At 68.5% G+C, this 14,055-nt stretch carries 13 protein-coding genes; 6 read left to right on the top strand and 7 right to left on the bottom strand.

The window, feature by feature from the left end:
* Positions 1-7: 7 nt before the first annotated feature.
* Both Q7V45_RS08515 and Q7V45_RS08510 read right to left on the bottom strand, forming a co-directional pair.
* Positions 8-2,002, bottom strand: coding sequence for a uroporphyrinogen-III synthase (locus Q7V45_RS08515; protein WP_304850072.1), 1,995 nt, complete (start codon positions 2,000-2,002; stop codon positions 8-10).
* A 165-nt stretch (positions 2,003-2,167) separates the two neighbouring features.
* Positions 2,168-2,632: a methylated-DNA--[protein]-cysteine S-methyltransferase gene (locus Q7V45_RS08510; protein ID WP_304850069.1), complete on the bottom strand. Its 465-nt coding sequence runs from the start codon at positions 2,630-2,632 to the stop codon at positions 2,168-2,170.
* A 61-nt stretch (positions 2,633-2,693) separates the two neighbouring features.
* On the opposite strand from Q7V45_RS08510, the gene Q7V45_RS08505 reads away from it, so the two are divergent.
* The gene (locus Q7V45_RS08505; protein ID WP_304850066.1) at positions 2,694-4,094 is read left to right on the top strand and encodes an alpha/beta fold hydrolase; all 1,401 of its coding nucleotides are present in this window, start codon (positions 2,694-2,696) and stop codon (positions 4,092-4,094) included.
* A gap of 117 nt (positions 4,095-4,211) precedes the next feature.
* Here Q7V45_RS08505 and Q7V45_RS08500 read toward each other — a convergent pair whose 3' ends face one another.
* Positions 4,212-4,706 (bottom strand): L-2-amino-thiazoline-4-carboxylic acid hydrolase, encoded by a 495-nt coding sequence (locus tag Q7V45_RS08500; protein ID WP_304850063.1) that lies wholly within the window; start codon positions 4,704-4,706, stop codon positions 4,212-4,214.
* A gap of 269 nt (positions 4,707-4,975) precedes the next feature.
* On the opposite strand from Q7V45_RS08500, the gene argC reads away from it, so the two are divergent.
* The 4 genes from argC (at position 4,976) to Q7V45_RS08480 (ending at position 9,230) form a co-directional block, all read left to right on the top strand.
* Positions 4,976-5,935, top strand: coding sequence for an N-acetyl-gamma-glutamyl-phosphate reductase (gene argC, locus Q7V45_RS08495; RefSeq protein WP_304850060.1), 960 nt, complete (start codon positions 4,976-4,978; stop codon positions 5,933-5,935).
* Between the two features lie 10 nt (positions 5,936-5,945).
* On the top strand, positions 5,946-6,404 hold the full coding sequence (locus tag Q7V45_RS08490; protein WP_304850057.1) for an N-acetyltransferase: 459 nt from the start codon (positions 5,946-5,948) through the stop codon (positions 6,402-6,404).
* A 270-nt stretch (positions 6,405-6,674) separates the two neighbouring features.
* Positions 6,675-8,423 (top strand): L-arabinonate dehydratase, encoded by a 1,749-nt coding sequence (gene araD / locus Q7V45_RS08485; RefSeq protein WP_304850054.1) that lies wholly within the window; start codon positions 6,675-6,677, stop codon positions 8,421-8,423.
* Positions 8,424-8,534: 111 nt separating this feature from the next.
* The gene (locus Q7V45_RS08480) at positions 8,535-9,230 is read left to right on the top strand and encodes an MgtC/SapB family protein (RefSeq protein ID WP_304850052.1); all 696 of its coding nucleotides are present in this window, start codon (positions 8,535-8,537) and stop codon (positions 9,228-9,230) included.
* Between the two features lie 94 nt (positions 9,231-9,324).
* Here Q7V45_RS08480 and Q7V45_RS08475 read toward each other — a convergent pair whose 3' ends face one another.
* The 3 genes from Q7V45_RS08475 to Q7V45_RS08465 all read right to left on the bottom strand — a co-directional run bounded on the left by Q7V45_RS08475 (position 9,325) and on the right by Q7V45_RS08465 (position 11,756).
* Positions 9,325-9,909 (bottom strand): hypothetical protein, encoded by a 585-nt coding sequence (locus Q7V45_RS08475; RefSeq protein ID WP_304850049.1) that lies wholly within the window; start codon positions 9,907-9,909, stop codon positions 9,325-9,327.
* 168 nt (positions 9,910-10,077) lie between these two features.
* Positions 10,078-10,467: a hypothetical protein gene (locus tag Q7V45_RS08470; protein ID WP_304850046.1), complete on the bottom strand. Its 390-nt coding sequence runs from the start codon at positions 10,465-10,467 to the stop codon at positions 10,078-10,080.
* Between the two features lie 77 nt (positions 10,468-10,544).
* Positions 10,545-11,756, bottom strand: a complete 1,212-nt coding sequence (locus Q7V45_RS08465) for a CaiB/BaiF CoA-transferase family protein (protein WP_304850043.1) — start codon at positions 11,754-11,756, stop codon at positions 10,545-10,547.
* Positions 11,757-11,815: 59 nt separating this feature from the next.
* Between Q7V45_RS08465 and Q7V45_RS08460 the strand changes: the two genes are divergently transcribed.
* A complete protein-coding gene (locus Q7V45_RS08460; protein ID WP_304850041.1) occupies positions 11,816-12,985 on the top strand; it encodes a hypothetical protein in 1,170 nt (389 codons plus the stop codon).
* Between the two features lie 61 nt (positions 12,986-13,046).
* On the opposite strand, the gene Q7V45_RS08455 is transcribed toward Q7V45_RS08460, so the two are convergent.
* Positions 13,047-14,054 carry a phosphotransferase enzyme family protein gene (locus Q7V45_RS08455; RefSeq protein ID WP_304850038.1) on the bottom strand — a complete coding sequence of 336 codons (1,008 nt, stop codon included), beginning with the start codon at positions 14,052-14,054 and terminating at the stop codon, positions 13,047-13,049.
* Position 14,055: the final 1 nt, after the last annotated feature.

Below are 14,055 nucleotides of genomic sequence, written 5' to 3'. Positions count from 1 at the left end.
GCAGGACCTACCGGGCCGAGCCGAGCAGGGTGACGGCCTGCGAGGAGATCTGGTCGGCTGCCTGCTTGGCCGCGAGATGGGCGTCGGCGCGCGACAGCCAGCCGGCGGTGGCCCGCGCCGTCGGCGGCGGCAGCGTCTTCACCAGCGCGACCGCCTTGGGAAGGTCGCCCGCCTCGAGGGCGGCTTCCGCCCGCGCGAGCTTCGCTTCCGTGCCGTCGCCTTCGACGTCGTTGCCGACCCGGCGCAGCGAGACCAGCCCCCGCACCTTGCCGAGCAGCCGCTCGCCGAACGAATCGTCGGCGAGATCGTCGGCCAGCGCGGCCTTGGCGACAGCCGGGAACTCCGCCACCAATGCGGCGCGCGAGGCGACGCCGCTCTGGGCATAGGTCTGCAGGGCGGTGGCGCTCTCGGTCAGCTTGGCGTCGCCCTGGGCCAACGGCGTCAGCAGGGCGAGGTCGGTGGCAAAGGGCAGGCCGGATTCGACGGCCGCGCTCAGCCGCGCCGCAATGCCGATGAGGGCGGAAGCCCGCGCGGCGCTCATCGCCTTCTGTTCGCCGGCATTGCGCGCGCTCGCCTCGCCGCGCGCCTTGTCGACGGCCTCGGCCAGCAGCTTCGTCTGGTCGCGCTGCACGGTGACCGTCTGGTCGATCGTCTGCACGGTGTTGCGCATCGTGGCGAGTTCGAGCCGCAGGGCCGCGAGCTCCTTCTCCTGCTCCGGGCTGGGGGCCGATGGTGCGGGCGCTGGCGCCGGTGCTGCGGCTTCGGGGGCTGTGGCGCGGCTTTCCAGTGCTTCGACCTTGCGGCGCAGGTCGGCGATCGCCGGATCGGGGCCGCTGCTTGCGGGGCTGCCCGGCCGCTCCGCCGCGGCGGCCGAGGCCGCGCGCACCCGCTTGTCCAGGTCATCGAGGCGCGCCGAAATCTCGCGCTTGGCCGCCTCCACCGAGGCGTTGGCGACGGCGGCCGCATCCTGGCGAACCTGCTGCAGGTCGAGGGCCGGCGCCGGCGGCACCGCAGCCGCCCCCTGGCCCTGCCATAGCGCACGGATCTCGGCCGGCCAGTAGGGCAGGCTGATCAGCGCGCCGGCCAGCACCAGGGAGGAGGCGACCACTCCGATGATGAAGGCCCCGACCACCCCGAGGCCGCGGCGGACCTGCACGGGCGGGGGTGTGACGGGAGAGGCCGGCGGCGCAGTCGTCTCGGAAGAAGAAGGTGTATCGCTCATGATGCTCGGTCCTTCTACGGCCGCCTCGCGGGGGGCCTTGGGGGCGTCCGCGACAGTATCCACGGGCAGCCGGTCGATCTCGTCCAGCACGCACTGGCGGGTGGGGCGCGCTGCCGCCACCGTCGCCTTGAATGGCAGGGCACTCAAGGGCTGGAGCGCCGCAGGGCTGATGGCAATCGCGGTGACGCTCGACAGGGACGCGGAAAGTCCGGCCTCCTGCACCAGCCGGGCGAACAGGTCGGACGCGCGCGGCGAAAAGAACATCGCGGCGTCCAGCGCGCGGGCCTCGATCGCGGCTCGCGCCGAGTCGGGGAGGGTGGTCTCCTCGCGCGCCTCGTACAGGGCCACGCGGCGCACCTCGAACCCGTCCGGGGCGAGGGCAGCCGCGAAATCCTGGGCGATCTCGACGCCGGACACGTGAAGGAGAGGACCGGCCTTGGGATCGAGGCGCGTTCGCGCCAGCTCGGCCAGCGCCTGGCCGTCGCCCGCGGCGGAAGTGACCGAGGCGAAGCCCAGCCCCTCCGCGGTCGAGGCGGTGGTGTCGCCGACCGCGAGGATGGGCTTGCCGCGCTGCTCGCTGGCCTCGGCCAGCGCGCGCGCTCCATTGGCGCTGCTCAGCAGGATGGCCTGGCATCCGGAAAGATCCGTGGCGAAACCCGCCGGCGGATGCAGGATCTCAAGACGGAACAGCGGCGCGATGACGGGGACATGGCCGCGCTGGGCCAGCGCCGTCGCCAGCGTGGTCGCCTCGCGTTCCGGCCGGGTGATCAGCACGCGCATGACGCCTCCGTAGCCGGGGCGTCCGGCCGACGCAATCGAGAACAGGCCTCATGCTGAGGAGGCTGCGAAGCAGCCGTCTCGAAGCATGGGCTACACGCACCACGTCTGTTGCCCACCCTTCGAGACACCATGCTGCGCATGGTTCCTCAGGGTGAGGTGATCACGTTACAGAAGCACGACGCCTTCCAGCGCCAGCAGCTGGCGTTTGGTCGGCAGACCCTGGCCGCCCGAGAAGCCGCCTTCCCTGCCGCCGCTGCCCAGAACCCTGTGGCAGGGCACGATGATGGGGATGGGATTGCGGCCGCAGGCCATGCCGACGGCGCGAGCGCCGGACCCCAGGGCCATCGCCATGCCGCCATAGGTCGCGGTGCCGCCGTACGGGATTTCGCACATCATCTTCCAGACGCTCTTCTGGAAGTCAGTGCCGCGCGCGGCGAGCGGCAGGTCGAAGCGCTTGAGCCTGCCCGCGAAATAGCGGTCGAGCTGGCGCCGCGCCTCCTCGAGCAATGGGGTCGACGAGACGTCGCGTGCCCGTTCACCGGCGCCGGCCCAGCGCACCGACGTCACCGCGTCGAGATCCGCCTCGATGGCCAGCCGGCCGACCGGGCTGTCGACGTAACAAATGGACATATGGCAAGCGTAGCGCCCGCCTCCGGCATTTGCCAACATGGGGCGATTGTTTGGGGGAGTGATGACGAAGGGCTCGAGGTCCTCGAAGAACGGCCCGACCCGCCGCGCGTTGCTCGGCGGCTCTGCCATGCTGGCGTCGGCGCTCGCCCTTCCCGGGCTTGCTCACGCCCAGGCGGGGCCGCGCCGCCAGCAGCCCGAATCCGGGCCGCCGCCGGTCGTGTTCGTGCACGGCAACGGCGATTCGAGCGCGCTCTGGATCAACAACCTGTGGCGCTTCGAGGCCAACGGCTACAGGCGCAACCAGCTCTTCGCCATCGACTTCGTCTATCCCAGCGCCCGCAGCGACGATTCGAAGCCGCAGCCGTTGCGGTCCTCGGCCGAAGATCAGATGAAGGAATTGACGTCCTTCGTGGTGCAGGTCCTGAAGGCCACACGCCGCCGCAAGGTCGCCCTGGTCGGGTCCTCGCGCGGCGGCAACGCCATCCGCTCGATGCTGAAGAACGGGGGCGTCGACATGGTGAGCCATGCCGTTCTCTGTGGCACGCCCAACAAGGGGATCGTGATCTCTGAGCAGCTGCTGGTCGGCAGCGAGTTCAACGGCGCCTTTCCGTTCCTCAAGGGGCTCAACGCTGGTCCCGATGACCTGATCCCGGGGGTCGAGATGATGGCCATCCGGTCGGACACGAACGACAAGTATTCGCAGCCCGACGGCCGCTTCATCGGCGCGCCCGGCAAGCCGACCGGCGTCAGCTACGATGCCTCCGAGCTGCGGGGCGCGCGCAACGTCATCCTGGAAGGCCTCGACCATCGCGAGGTCGCGTTCCACAAGCTGGCCTTCGCCGCGATGTTCGAGCAGATCACCGGCAAGCCGCCAAGCAGCATGTTCATCGCCCAGGAGCCTCTGCCGATCCTGAACGGCAAGGTGACCGGACTGAGCGAAGGCCTCTATACCAACATCCCCGCCGCCGGTGCCGAAGTCGAGATCTTCGAGGTCGATGCAAAGACGGGCGAACGCAAGAGCGCGGTGGCGCTGCATCGCAAGACCACCGGCGAGGACGGCGTCTGGGGCCCCTTCGTCGGCCGCGCCGATTCCTACTATGAGTTCGTGCTCCGTGTGCCTGGACTTCCGACCACGCACACCTACCGCTCGCCGTTCCTGCGCTCGAGCGACGTGGTGCATCTCAGGCCGCAGCCGTTCGCCAAGGCCGACGAGGGCGCCGGAGCGGTCACCCTCATGAGCCGGCCGCGCGGCTATTTCGGCGTCGGCCGCGACAAGTTCTCGCTCGACGGCAAGGTGCCGCCCGGCATCAACGACGGCGTGCCCGGCGTTTCTACGGGACGGCTGGCCTTCGAGGCGGCGCCGACGCGGACCGTGATGGCCGTGTTCAACAACGAGACCATCCCGACCCGCACCTGGCCCGCCAAGGACGGCCACATCGTGGTGGCGGAGTTTTTGAACTGACTCTTTTCATATTCCTCTCCCCCGCTAGGGGGAGAGGTTAGGTGAGGGGGTTACAGGAGGTGCGTCGCCCCCTCACCCAGCCTCTCCCCCTAACGGTGGAGAGGAGGAAGATTCTGTTCAGCTCTCGTACGTGTATTTGAAATTGCAGTGGCTGGCGCCCTGCATGATCGTCTGCGTGCGTTCGAGCTTGAGCTTGGGGTCGTAGCCTTCGCAGAAGGCGCCGTCGCGGTTGCAGGACAGGAGGGCGCCGATCTCGCCCAGGCCCATCGCCTTGTAGGTCTCGGCATACCGGCAGCGCACGACGTTGAAGCTGAAGGTGTCGGCGGTCTGTTCCTTGACGTCGATTTCCAGCGACCCGCCCGCGGTCCAGAGATGCTGGATGTCCTGAAACGACTTGAGCGACGTGCCTCCGGGCACCGAGGCGGCGAACTGGCGGGCCTGCTCGATGGCCGAGCGGCGCACCGATTCCTCGATCGTCTTCTTCGCCACCTCGACGCCGTGGCTCGCCTTCAGGGTTTCGTAGACCTCCTTCAGGATCTCGGCCTCGATGCGGCGCTTCTCCAGCATCGAGAGACCTTCGGGATGGGTGGAAGCGGCGGGCGACTGGCTCATGGCTTGTCTCCAGAACAGGGAATAATCGAACCTAGCGTGTCGGCGGCATCTTGACAGGGGGGAGCCCCGGTGAAATATCGGCCCCAGCATGATTTCGCCTGCCCTCCTCCGGTCGCGACGTCGCCGCTCGCAAAAGCGGTAAGTGAACGCGCGCGCGCAACAGTAACAAACGCGCCGTATCGTGAAGCCGCTGGAGAGACGAAGCGGCTTCCATCCTTCCTTCTCCAGTCGGCCATTTCCCTCAAGGCCCTGCATCGAGAGAGAAGTCCATGACCAGCAACAAGACCAAGATTTTCATCGACGGCCAGCACGGCACCACCGGCCTGCAGATCCTCGACCGGCTCAAGGACCGGGCCGACATCGAACTGCTCGAACTGCCGATGGCCGACCGCAAGGACCTGGGCAAGCGCGCCGAGATCGCCAAGGCCTCCGACATCACCGTGCTCTGCCTGCCCGACGCGGCGGCCAAGGAACTCGTCGCTGCGATGGGCGACAGCGATACGGTCGTGATCGACGCCTCGACGGCGCATCGTGTGGCCGACGGCTGGACCTACGGCTTCCCGGAACTCGCCAAGGACCAGCGCAAGAAGCTGCTCGCCTCCAACCGCATCAGCAATCCGGGCTGCTATCCGACCGGCGCCATCGCGCTGCTGCGGCCGCTGGTCGATGCCGGGATCGTGCGGGCCGATTCCACGCCCGCGGTGTTCGGCGTGTCGGGCTACACCGGCGGCGGCAAGGAGCTGATCGCCGTCCATGAGCAGCCGGGCGTCGAGCCGTTCGGCCTCTACGGGCTCGAACTCACGCACAAGCACGTGCCGGAGATGCAGAAGTATTCCGGTCTCACGCACGCGCCGCTCTTCGTGCCGTCGGTCGGCCACTATGCCCAGGGCATGCTGGTCACCGTGCCGATCACGCGCGACATCACGACGAAGCAGGTGACGGCCAAGGACGTCCACCAGGTGCTGAGCGACTACTATGCCGGCGAGATCTTCGTGCCGGTGCGGCCGCTCGCCGACCGGGCGTGGCTGGAGCGCGACCGGTTCCTGCGGGCCGACCGGCTGATCGACACCAACACGATGGAACTCGCGGTCTACGGCAACGACGCCGACGGCAACGTGCTGGCCGTGGCCTCGCTCGACAATCTCGGCAAGGGTGCGTCGGGCGCGGCGGTGCAGTGCATCAACCTCAAGACCGGCGTCGACGAGACGACGGGCCTCAAGCTCGGCTGAGACTTTCGTCATGGACGAGACGCCGGCGCTGCGGCGCGCGGTGGCGGACGATGCCGCCGCCGTGCGGGTGCTGACGCGCGAAGCCTATGCCAAATGGGTGCCCGTGATCGGTCGCGAACCGCTGCCGATGCGCGCCGACTATGACGAGGCGGTGCGCCAGCATCGCATCGACCTCGCCTTTCTCGACGGCGGCCTCGCGGCCCTCATCGAGACGATCGACAAGGGCGATCATCTGGTGATCGAGAACGTCGCCGTCGCGCCCGCCTTCCAGGGGCGCGGCCTCGGCCGGTACCTGCTCGCGCACGCCGAGCGTCTGGCGCTCGACCTCGGCTATGCCGACGTGCGGCTCTACACCAACAGGATGTTCGAGGCGAACGTCCGGCTCTATCTCGCCTTCGGCTACCGCATCGATCGCGAGGAGACCTCGGCACTCGGCGTCACGGTCTATATGAGCAAGCCCCTGCAATAGTCTCTTTGTGCGGGAGAAAATCGCCACCACCAACCTCATGCTGAGGAGGCCGCGGAGCGGCCGTCTCGAAGCATGGGCCACATACCATGCTTGTTGCCCATCCTTCGAGACGCGCCGCGGGGCGGCGCTCCTCAGGATGAGGTAAGTGCTTGAATCAATTCAGTTCATTTCCGGTCAGCCTCTCAGGATGAGGTGGTGCGATTCGAAGCGGCGCCGCGGCTTGACCGCGATCCCTTGAATGTGGTCGCGTCCGGCGCGGAGGAAAAAGCCATGCCGGACAGCAAGCCAAGGAACAAGACTCCCGACCAGCTGCGAAGCGCGCGCTGGTTCGCGCCCGACGATCTGCGCGCCTTCGGTCATCGCTCGCGGGCGATGCAGATGGGCTACGCGCCCGAGGAGTGGGCCGGCAAGCCGGTGATCGCCATCCTCAACACCTGGTCCGACGCCCAGCCCTGCCACATGCACTTCAAGACCAGGGTCGACGACGTGAAGCGCGGCGTGCTGCAGGCCGGCGGCTTCCCGATGGAGCTGCCGGCGCTGTCGCTGTCGGAGAGCCTGCTGAAGCCCACGACCATGCTCTATCGCAACCTTCTGGCGATGGACGCGGAAGAGCTCTTACGCGGCCACCCCGTGGATGGCGTCGTGCTGATGGGCGGCTGCGACAAGACCACGCCGGCGCTGCTGCTGGGCGCGATCAGCGTCGGTCTGCCGACGATCTACCTGCCGGCCGGGCCGATGCTGCGCGGCAACTGGAAGGGCAAGGTGCTGGGCTCGGGCTCCGACGCGTGGAAGTACTGGGACGAGCGTCGCGCCGGCAAGATCTCCGACTCCGACTGGGTCGACGTCGAAGCCGGCATCGCGCGTTCCTACGGCACCTGCATGACCATGGGCACGGCGGCCACGATGATGGCGATGGCTGAGACGCTCGGCATGTCGCTGCCCGGCGCCTCGTCGATCCCCGCCGCGGACGCCAACCACATCCGCATGTCCTCCGAATGCGGCCGGCGCATCGTCGATATGGTGTGGGAAGACCTGACGCCCAACAGGATCCTGACGCACGAGGCGTTCCTCAACGCCATCACCGTGGCCATGGCGGTCGGCTGCTCGACCAACGCCATCATCCACCTGATCGCGCTGGCGCGGCGCGCCGGCCAGAAGATCGGCCTCGACGATTTCGAGCGCGCCAGCCGCAAGGTGCCGGTGATCGCCAACATCCGGCCGAGCGGCGATAAGTACTTGATGGAGGATTTCTTCTACGCGGGCGGCCTGCCGGGCCTGATCGAGCAGATCCGCGACCACCTGCATCTCGATGCCCTCACCGTCACCGGCAGGACGCTGGGCGAGAACGTGAAGGGGGCGGAGATCTACAACGACGACGTGATCCGCTCCGTCGCCAACCCGATCTACAAGGAAGGCGCGCTGGCCGTGCTGAAGGGCAACCTCGCGCCCGACGGCTGCGTCATCAAGCCCAGCGCCTGTGCGCCGAAGTTCCTGAAGCATACCGGCCCGGCTTTGGTGTTCGACGATTACCCGTCGATGAAGGAAGCGATCGACCGCGAGGATCTCGACGTCACCGAGGACACGGTGCTGATCCTGCGCAATGCGGGGCCGCAGGGCGGGCCGGGCATGCCGGAATGGGGCATGCTGCCGATCCCGACCAAGCTGGTGAAGCAGGGCGTGCGCGACATGGTGCGGATCTCCGACAGCCGCATGAGCGGCACCAGCTACGGCGCCTGCATCCTGCACGTCTCGCCGGAGTCGTATATCGGCGGGCCTCTGGCGCTGGTGAAGACCGGCGACATGATCTCGCTCGACGTCGACAAGCGCACGATCGACATGAACGTGTCGGGCGAGGAGCTGGCAACGCGCCGCGCGGCCTGGAAGAAGCCCGAGCCCCGGTACGAGCGCGGCTATGGCTGGATGTTCACCAAGCACATCAAGCAGGCCAACGAAGGCTGCGACTTCGATTTCCTGGAGACGGCGTTCGGCAAGCCGGTCGCGGAGCCGTCGATCTACTGAAGCATCGGGCAGGCCGGAGGCGCGCTCTGTCGCCGTCACATCCTTCATGAAAACGCAACACCCCGGCGATTAGAGGGAGTGTTGGGTGCTTGTGGCGCAGGAAGACGAGCGATGCATTTCGACCTGTTCGAACTCGGCGAGACCGCCCTGCGTCTCGGCGTGGCGCTGCTGCTGGGCTCGGCCATCGGGTTCGAGCGCCAGTGGAACCAGAAGATGGCGGGCCTGCGCACCAACGCCCTGGTGGCGCTGGGCGCGGCGGGCTTCGTCACCTTCTCGGGACTTGTCGGTGCCGGCGATCCGACGCGCGTGGCCGCACAGGTCGTGACCGGCATCGGCTTCCTGGGCGCGGGCGTGAACGTGCACGGGCTCAACACGGCGGCGACGCTGTGGTGTTCGGCCATGGTCGGCACGATGGCGGGGGCGGGGCATGGCGGCCCGGCGCTACTGGCGGCCGCCATGGTGATCGCCACCAACCTCGTCCTGCGGCCTCTGATACGGCGCGTGAACAGCCGCCTCGTGTCCGGCAGCAACGCCGAGACCCACTACACCGTCGAAGTTGTCTGCCGCGGCGCCGAGGAGGCGCAGATGCGATCGCTGCTGCTGAACGCGCTGGCGCAGGCGGGGCTCGGCCTGCGCCGCCTCGACAGCGAGGATATCGCCGATACGTCCAAGGTGACGGTGACCGCGCAGGCCGTGGCCGCCAAGCGCAACGACGCGGCGCTCGAGCAGATCGTCGGCCGCCTCAGCCTGGATCCCAACGTCACCGGCGTCACCTGGCAGATCGACCGCACGATTCCGGAGTCCTGACCTTCCTCGCCGCTTGGACCTTTTGTCCAATTTAGCGAACCTGCACTCCCGACGACAGTGCGCGCCATTCTCGTCGGAGGGATCGTGCGCCTCATTACTGACTGGCTCGGTGCCGCGTCGTATCGCGCGGTCGTTCTTGTCTCTCCAGCTCGGCCTCGCTCTCGCTGACCGTCAGGACGAGGATCAGCATGCCGAGCCCGAGGAAGGCGATGGGCCCCGCGAATTCGAGGCCGGCGACGTTGACGGCGATCACGGCCAGCGCCGCGATGTTGGCGAGGCCGAGCGGCGTGCCGACGATGCGGCCGATGGCGGCCAATACCTGTCCCAGCACACCCGCGGCGATTTCGACGGCGAAGCGCCCGAGGAACAGCGGCCAGCGCAGCAGTGCGGCGATGGGCCCCGTTATGCCGCCCAGCACGTGCACCGCGGCGGCGCCGGCCGTTATGGCGGCGGTGGCGATGGCGCGTCCCACGAGGCGGGGCAGGCCATGGGGATCAGCGAGCAGGTGGCCGGCAGTGCGCAGGGCGGCCGGCAGGACGCCGAGACCGATGCCGACCAGCACGCCGATCTGGGCGCCACGTAGTCCGCCGGTCAGGAAGCCGATGAGGATGCAGAAGCCGGTGTTGATGGCGATGGCGATGCCGAAAGCGGCACCGCGATAGCGGTCGAAGAGTGACATGGTTTCTCCTTGGGAGATCCTGGGATGAGGAAGCATTCGGCATCGGGCGGTGGTCCTGCAGCTGGCCGGCTCGAAAACCGGTCGCCAGGCAGGAGTTGCCCGATGGTGGCGTCGTGCGACGACGAGGGTGCACACGACGGGCGCGCGCAGGCTGCCTGCGGCGCGGACTCAGGCGATGACGGGAGGGGCGCGGGCCTGGAGGGGGCCGTCGCGTATGCCAGCCGTACCGACCGGGGCGGCGGCGGCCATGACGGGTGACGGCTGGGCGAGCGGCGGCTCGACGCTGAAGACCGCCGGGGGTCCGACCATCGGCGTCGCGTGGGCGAGGCCGATGCAGCATTGATGGATCTTCCCGGCATCCGGGGCCGGCACCTCGCCGCTCTCGCTATCGGCGGTCGGCAGGCAGAAGACGCCCCAGAATCGTGCCGCTTCGATCGGTCCGCCGTCCCGCATCAGGGCGGCATGAGCGAGCGGCTGGAGGAAATTGAGCGTGATCGCGAACAGGGCCGCGGCGAACGCGACCGCGCGCCTGCCGGTAACGGGGCCCGTACGATCCATGACGCTATACTAGAGGCCGCCCGCCCGACCCCTCAAGTGGACGCGCCCCGCGCAATGTCGCAGGCGGAGCCGAGGCGTCAGCCCAGCGCACCGGCGCTGCGAAGCCGGTCGAGGCCCTGCCGGTCATAGCCCAGTTCGCGCAGCACCTCGTCGGTGTGGGCGCCGTGGTCCGGGCCGGCGCCGGCGGCCGCCGGTTCGGGGGCGAAAGACATTCGGATCGGTGCGGAGATCGTGCGCGGCATGTCGTCCTGGCGGGTCGGCACGACGGCGCCGTTGGCCACGGCCTGCTCGTCGTCGGGCACGTCGCGCAGGACGCCGAGCAGGCCGAAGGTGATTTCGTGCCGGCGCAGGCGCTCCTTCCACTCGGGCCACGGGCGGCCCGCGAACACGGGATCGAGGATCGCCGCCAGGTCGGGGGCGTGGGCGCGCCGCTTCTCGGTCGTCTCGAAGCGCGGATCGTCCATCAGGTCGGTGCGCTCGAGCGCCTGGCAGAGTTCGGGCCAGAGCTTGTCCTCGCGCACGATCGTGAGCTGGATCCAGCGGCCGTCGGAGGTGCGGTACTGGTTGGCCAGCGCGCTGCGCGGCTTGGTGCGCGGCGGACGCGGAGACACGAACGAGCCCAGCAGGGCGCCCTGGGCCAGGATCGCGTTCGACCACAGGCCGCTCGCATGCAGCGACGTGCCGACCTCGCTGCCCTCGCCGGTGCGCTCGCGGTGCAGCAGCGCCATGGTGATGGCGGCGAACAGGTTCATGCCGGCCATCTGGTCGCCCTGTGCGGGCAGGGAGAAGGCCGGCGGCCCACCCTCGTAGGTCAAGGCGTCGAGCAGGCCGGAGCGGGCGAAGAAGGCGGTCGAGTCGAAGCCCGGCTGCTCGGCGTCCGGACCCTGCTCGCCGTAGCCGGTCATGGAGGCGTAGATCAGGCGCGGGTTGGCGGGCTTCACGTCGGCGTAGCGCATGCGCAGCCGCTCGCGGACCTTGAGCGGGAAGTTCACCACCATGACGTCGGCCGTCGCGACCAGCCGGTCGAACGCCTCGCGCCCCAGCGGGTTCTTGAGGTCGAGCACGACCGAGCGCTTGTTTCGGTTGGTCATGTGCCAGCAGAAGTTGACCGGATGCTGCGGAATCGAATGGGCCTGCCCGAGCTTCCGTTGCGGGTCGCCCTCACCGGGCGGTTCGATCTTGATGACCTCGGCGCCGTAGTCGCCCATCACCGTCGAGGCGACGGGCCCGGCGATGAAGCTGGCCAGGTCGAGGACCCGGAGGCCCTCCAGCGGCAATTGTCCGCTCATTGAGTTTTTCCTTTCGAACGCCTACACCCAGCCTATCCGGGGAGAAGGCTTTCAGGTCAATGGCCGGCAGGTTTCGCAATTTCTGGCTGGTGGGCGCCTTCCTCCTCGTGATCCTCGCGGTCGGGCTCGTCCTGCAGTCGGCCCTCTGGGCCTGCGTTGCCGCCGCCCTGCTCGGTATCGTGGGTGTCGTCACGTTGCGCGGCAACCGCTGGCGCAGTGGCGCGCTCCTCGCGACCGCGCTGGCGCTCAGCCTGGTGGCCCTCGACCTCTTCGCCGGCCTGCTGTCGCCGAAGGCCATGAACATGGGGGTCGTGACCCGCACGATTCCCCAATGGTGGCCGCCGCCCGACCCGATCCTCGGCTTCCGGCCGAAGCCCGACAGCGAAGTCATCGCTACGGCCACCTGGGGCTCCGAGCTCATCTATCGCCAGACCTATCATTTCGATTCCGCCGCGGCGCGCGTGACGCCGCCGGCACCGGACGCGACCGACACCTACCTGTTCATCGGCGATTCGTTCATCTTCGGGCAGGGGCTGCGCGACGACGAGACGATGCCGTCGCACTTCACGAAGCAGAATGCGCCGGCCGCCCGCAGCGTCAATCTCGGCGTGCCAGGTTACGGGCCCAACCACCTCGTGCGCGCCTTCGAGGCCGGTCTCCTCGACCGCTACACCGACCGGAAGGTGAAGGCCGTAGTGACCTGGATCATTCCGGCGCACCTGCAGCGGGTGACGGGCGACGGCTCCTGGCTTGGCTCCTCGCCGCGTTACGTGCTCGAGAACGGCGTGCTGCGCTACACCGGCTCGTTCAACGAACACCGCTGGAGCGATCCCATCGCCGGCCTCCGTTACCTGCTCGGCCGGCAGTTCGCCTTCATCGACGCGATCGGCCAGCGTCAGCGCCAGGCGGAGCAGATCGAACTGTTCCTCGCCATGATGGCGAAGCTGCAGGCCGATGCGCGCGCGAAGTTCGGTGCCCCCCTCGTCATCGTCTATTCCTGGCCCGACGAGCAGACGCGCCATCGCTACGGCGATTCGAAGGTGGAGCAGCCGTTGCTCGTCGAGACTCTCGTGCGGCTGCGCAAGCTCGGCGCGCCGATGTTCAGCGAATCGTCGGCGACCTACGGGCAGGAGGTCGGGAGACTGATGATCCCGCACGACGGGCATCCCTCGGCCTTCACCGCCGAGCTGATCGCCGCCGCCTTGAAGAAGCTGCTGCAAGGATCCTGATCGACATCCTGGATGTGCGGGGGCTCATCGTCCGCTTGAACGGACGAATCACCTGCTCCGGTCATGGCTGGGCGCGCTGCAGCGCCGCGCACTGGTCGAGGACCCAGGCCTTCCGTTCCTCGAACACCGACGAGGGCCGATTGACTTCGGGGCGCTGGTGGAACCAGCCGATCTTCGCCATCCAGCGGATCAGCCGGAACTGCGGGATCAGGCTCAGCGCTTCGTCGGGGACCGGACGGGTGTCGCGATAGCCGGCCAGGAAGGCGCGCTCGATCTCCGCGGCATTCGGCTTGGTCTGCCAGTGCGTGAGCGCGGTGGCGATGTCGTACTGGTGCCAGCCGTACCCGGCATCGTCGAAATCGATGACGGTCAGCCGGTCGCCGTCGACCACGATGTTGCCTGGATGCATGTCGGCATGGATCACGCTGTAGGCAGACGGCTCCCGGCTCAATCCGCTCAGCAGGTCGTGCATCCGCTGGCGCGCGTCGAGCAGGAGGCGGCGCTCGCCCGACGTGAGCGAGCGATGCTCCCAGAACTCTCCCCAATGAGGCGCCATTCCCATCAGCCCGTCACTGTCGAGCGCGTGTCGCTTGAAGCCGGGCGGCGGCTGCCAGGCGCTGGCCTGGTTGTGCATCGCGGCCGTGATGGCGCCGAGCTGCTTGAAGGACTCCTCGATCCTCTTCTGGTCGGCCGTCTCCGCCAGCACGTCGGAGAGCAGGCGGCCTTCCGTCCAGCTCGCCAGGCCGGCGAAGCGCTGCTCGCCGGTGGCGGGGATCGTCACCGGGACATAGTCCTGCCCGTCGCGCGTCATCACGGCGTCGGGGACGTCGATCCCGGCCTCGGCCAGGGCCCGGATCCAGGCCCGCTCGGAGACCAGCTCCTCGAGCGAGTGATAGCCCGGCCGGTGCAGGCGAAAGACGTAAGCCCGGCCATCGCGGCCGTCGGTCACCCGGAACGTCACATTCTCGGAGAGCGACACCAGGGTCAGGTCCTGCGCATCGATCGGAAAGGCCGTCAGGGCGGTGCGGGCGGCCGGCGCGAATGTCCGATCGACGGTCTCGTTGTCCATC

It is taken from the genome of Reyranella sp., assembly GCF_030651995.1.
Lineage (GTDB): Bacteria > Pseudomonadota > Alphaproteobacteria > Reyranellales > Reyranellaceae > Reyranella.
The sequence above is the reverse complement of the archived record's forward strand: the minus strand, read 5'-3'. Positions and strand labels throughout refer to the sequence as shown.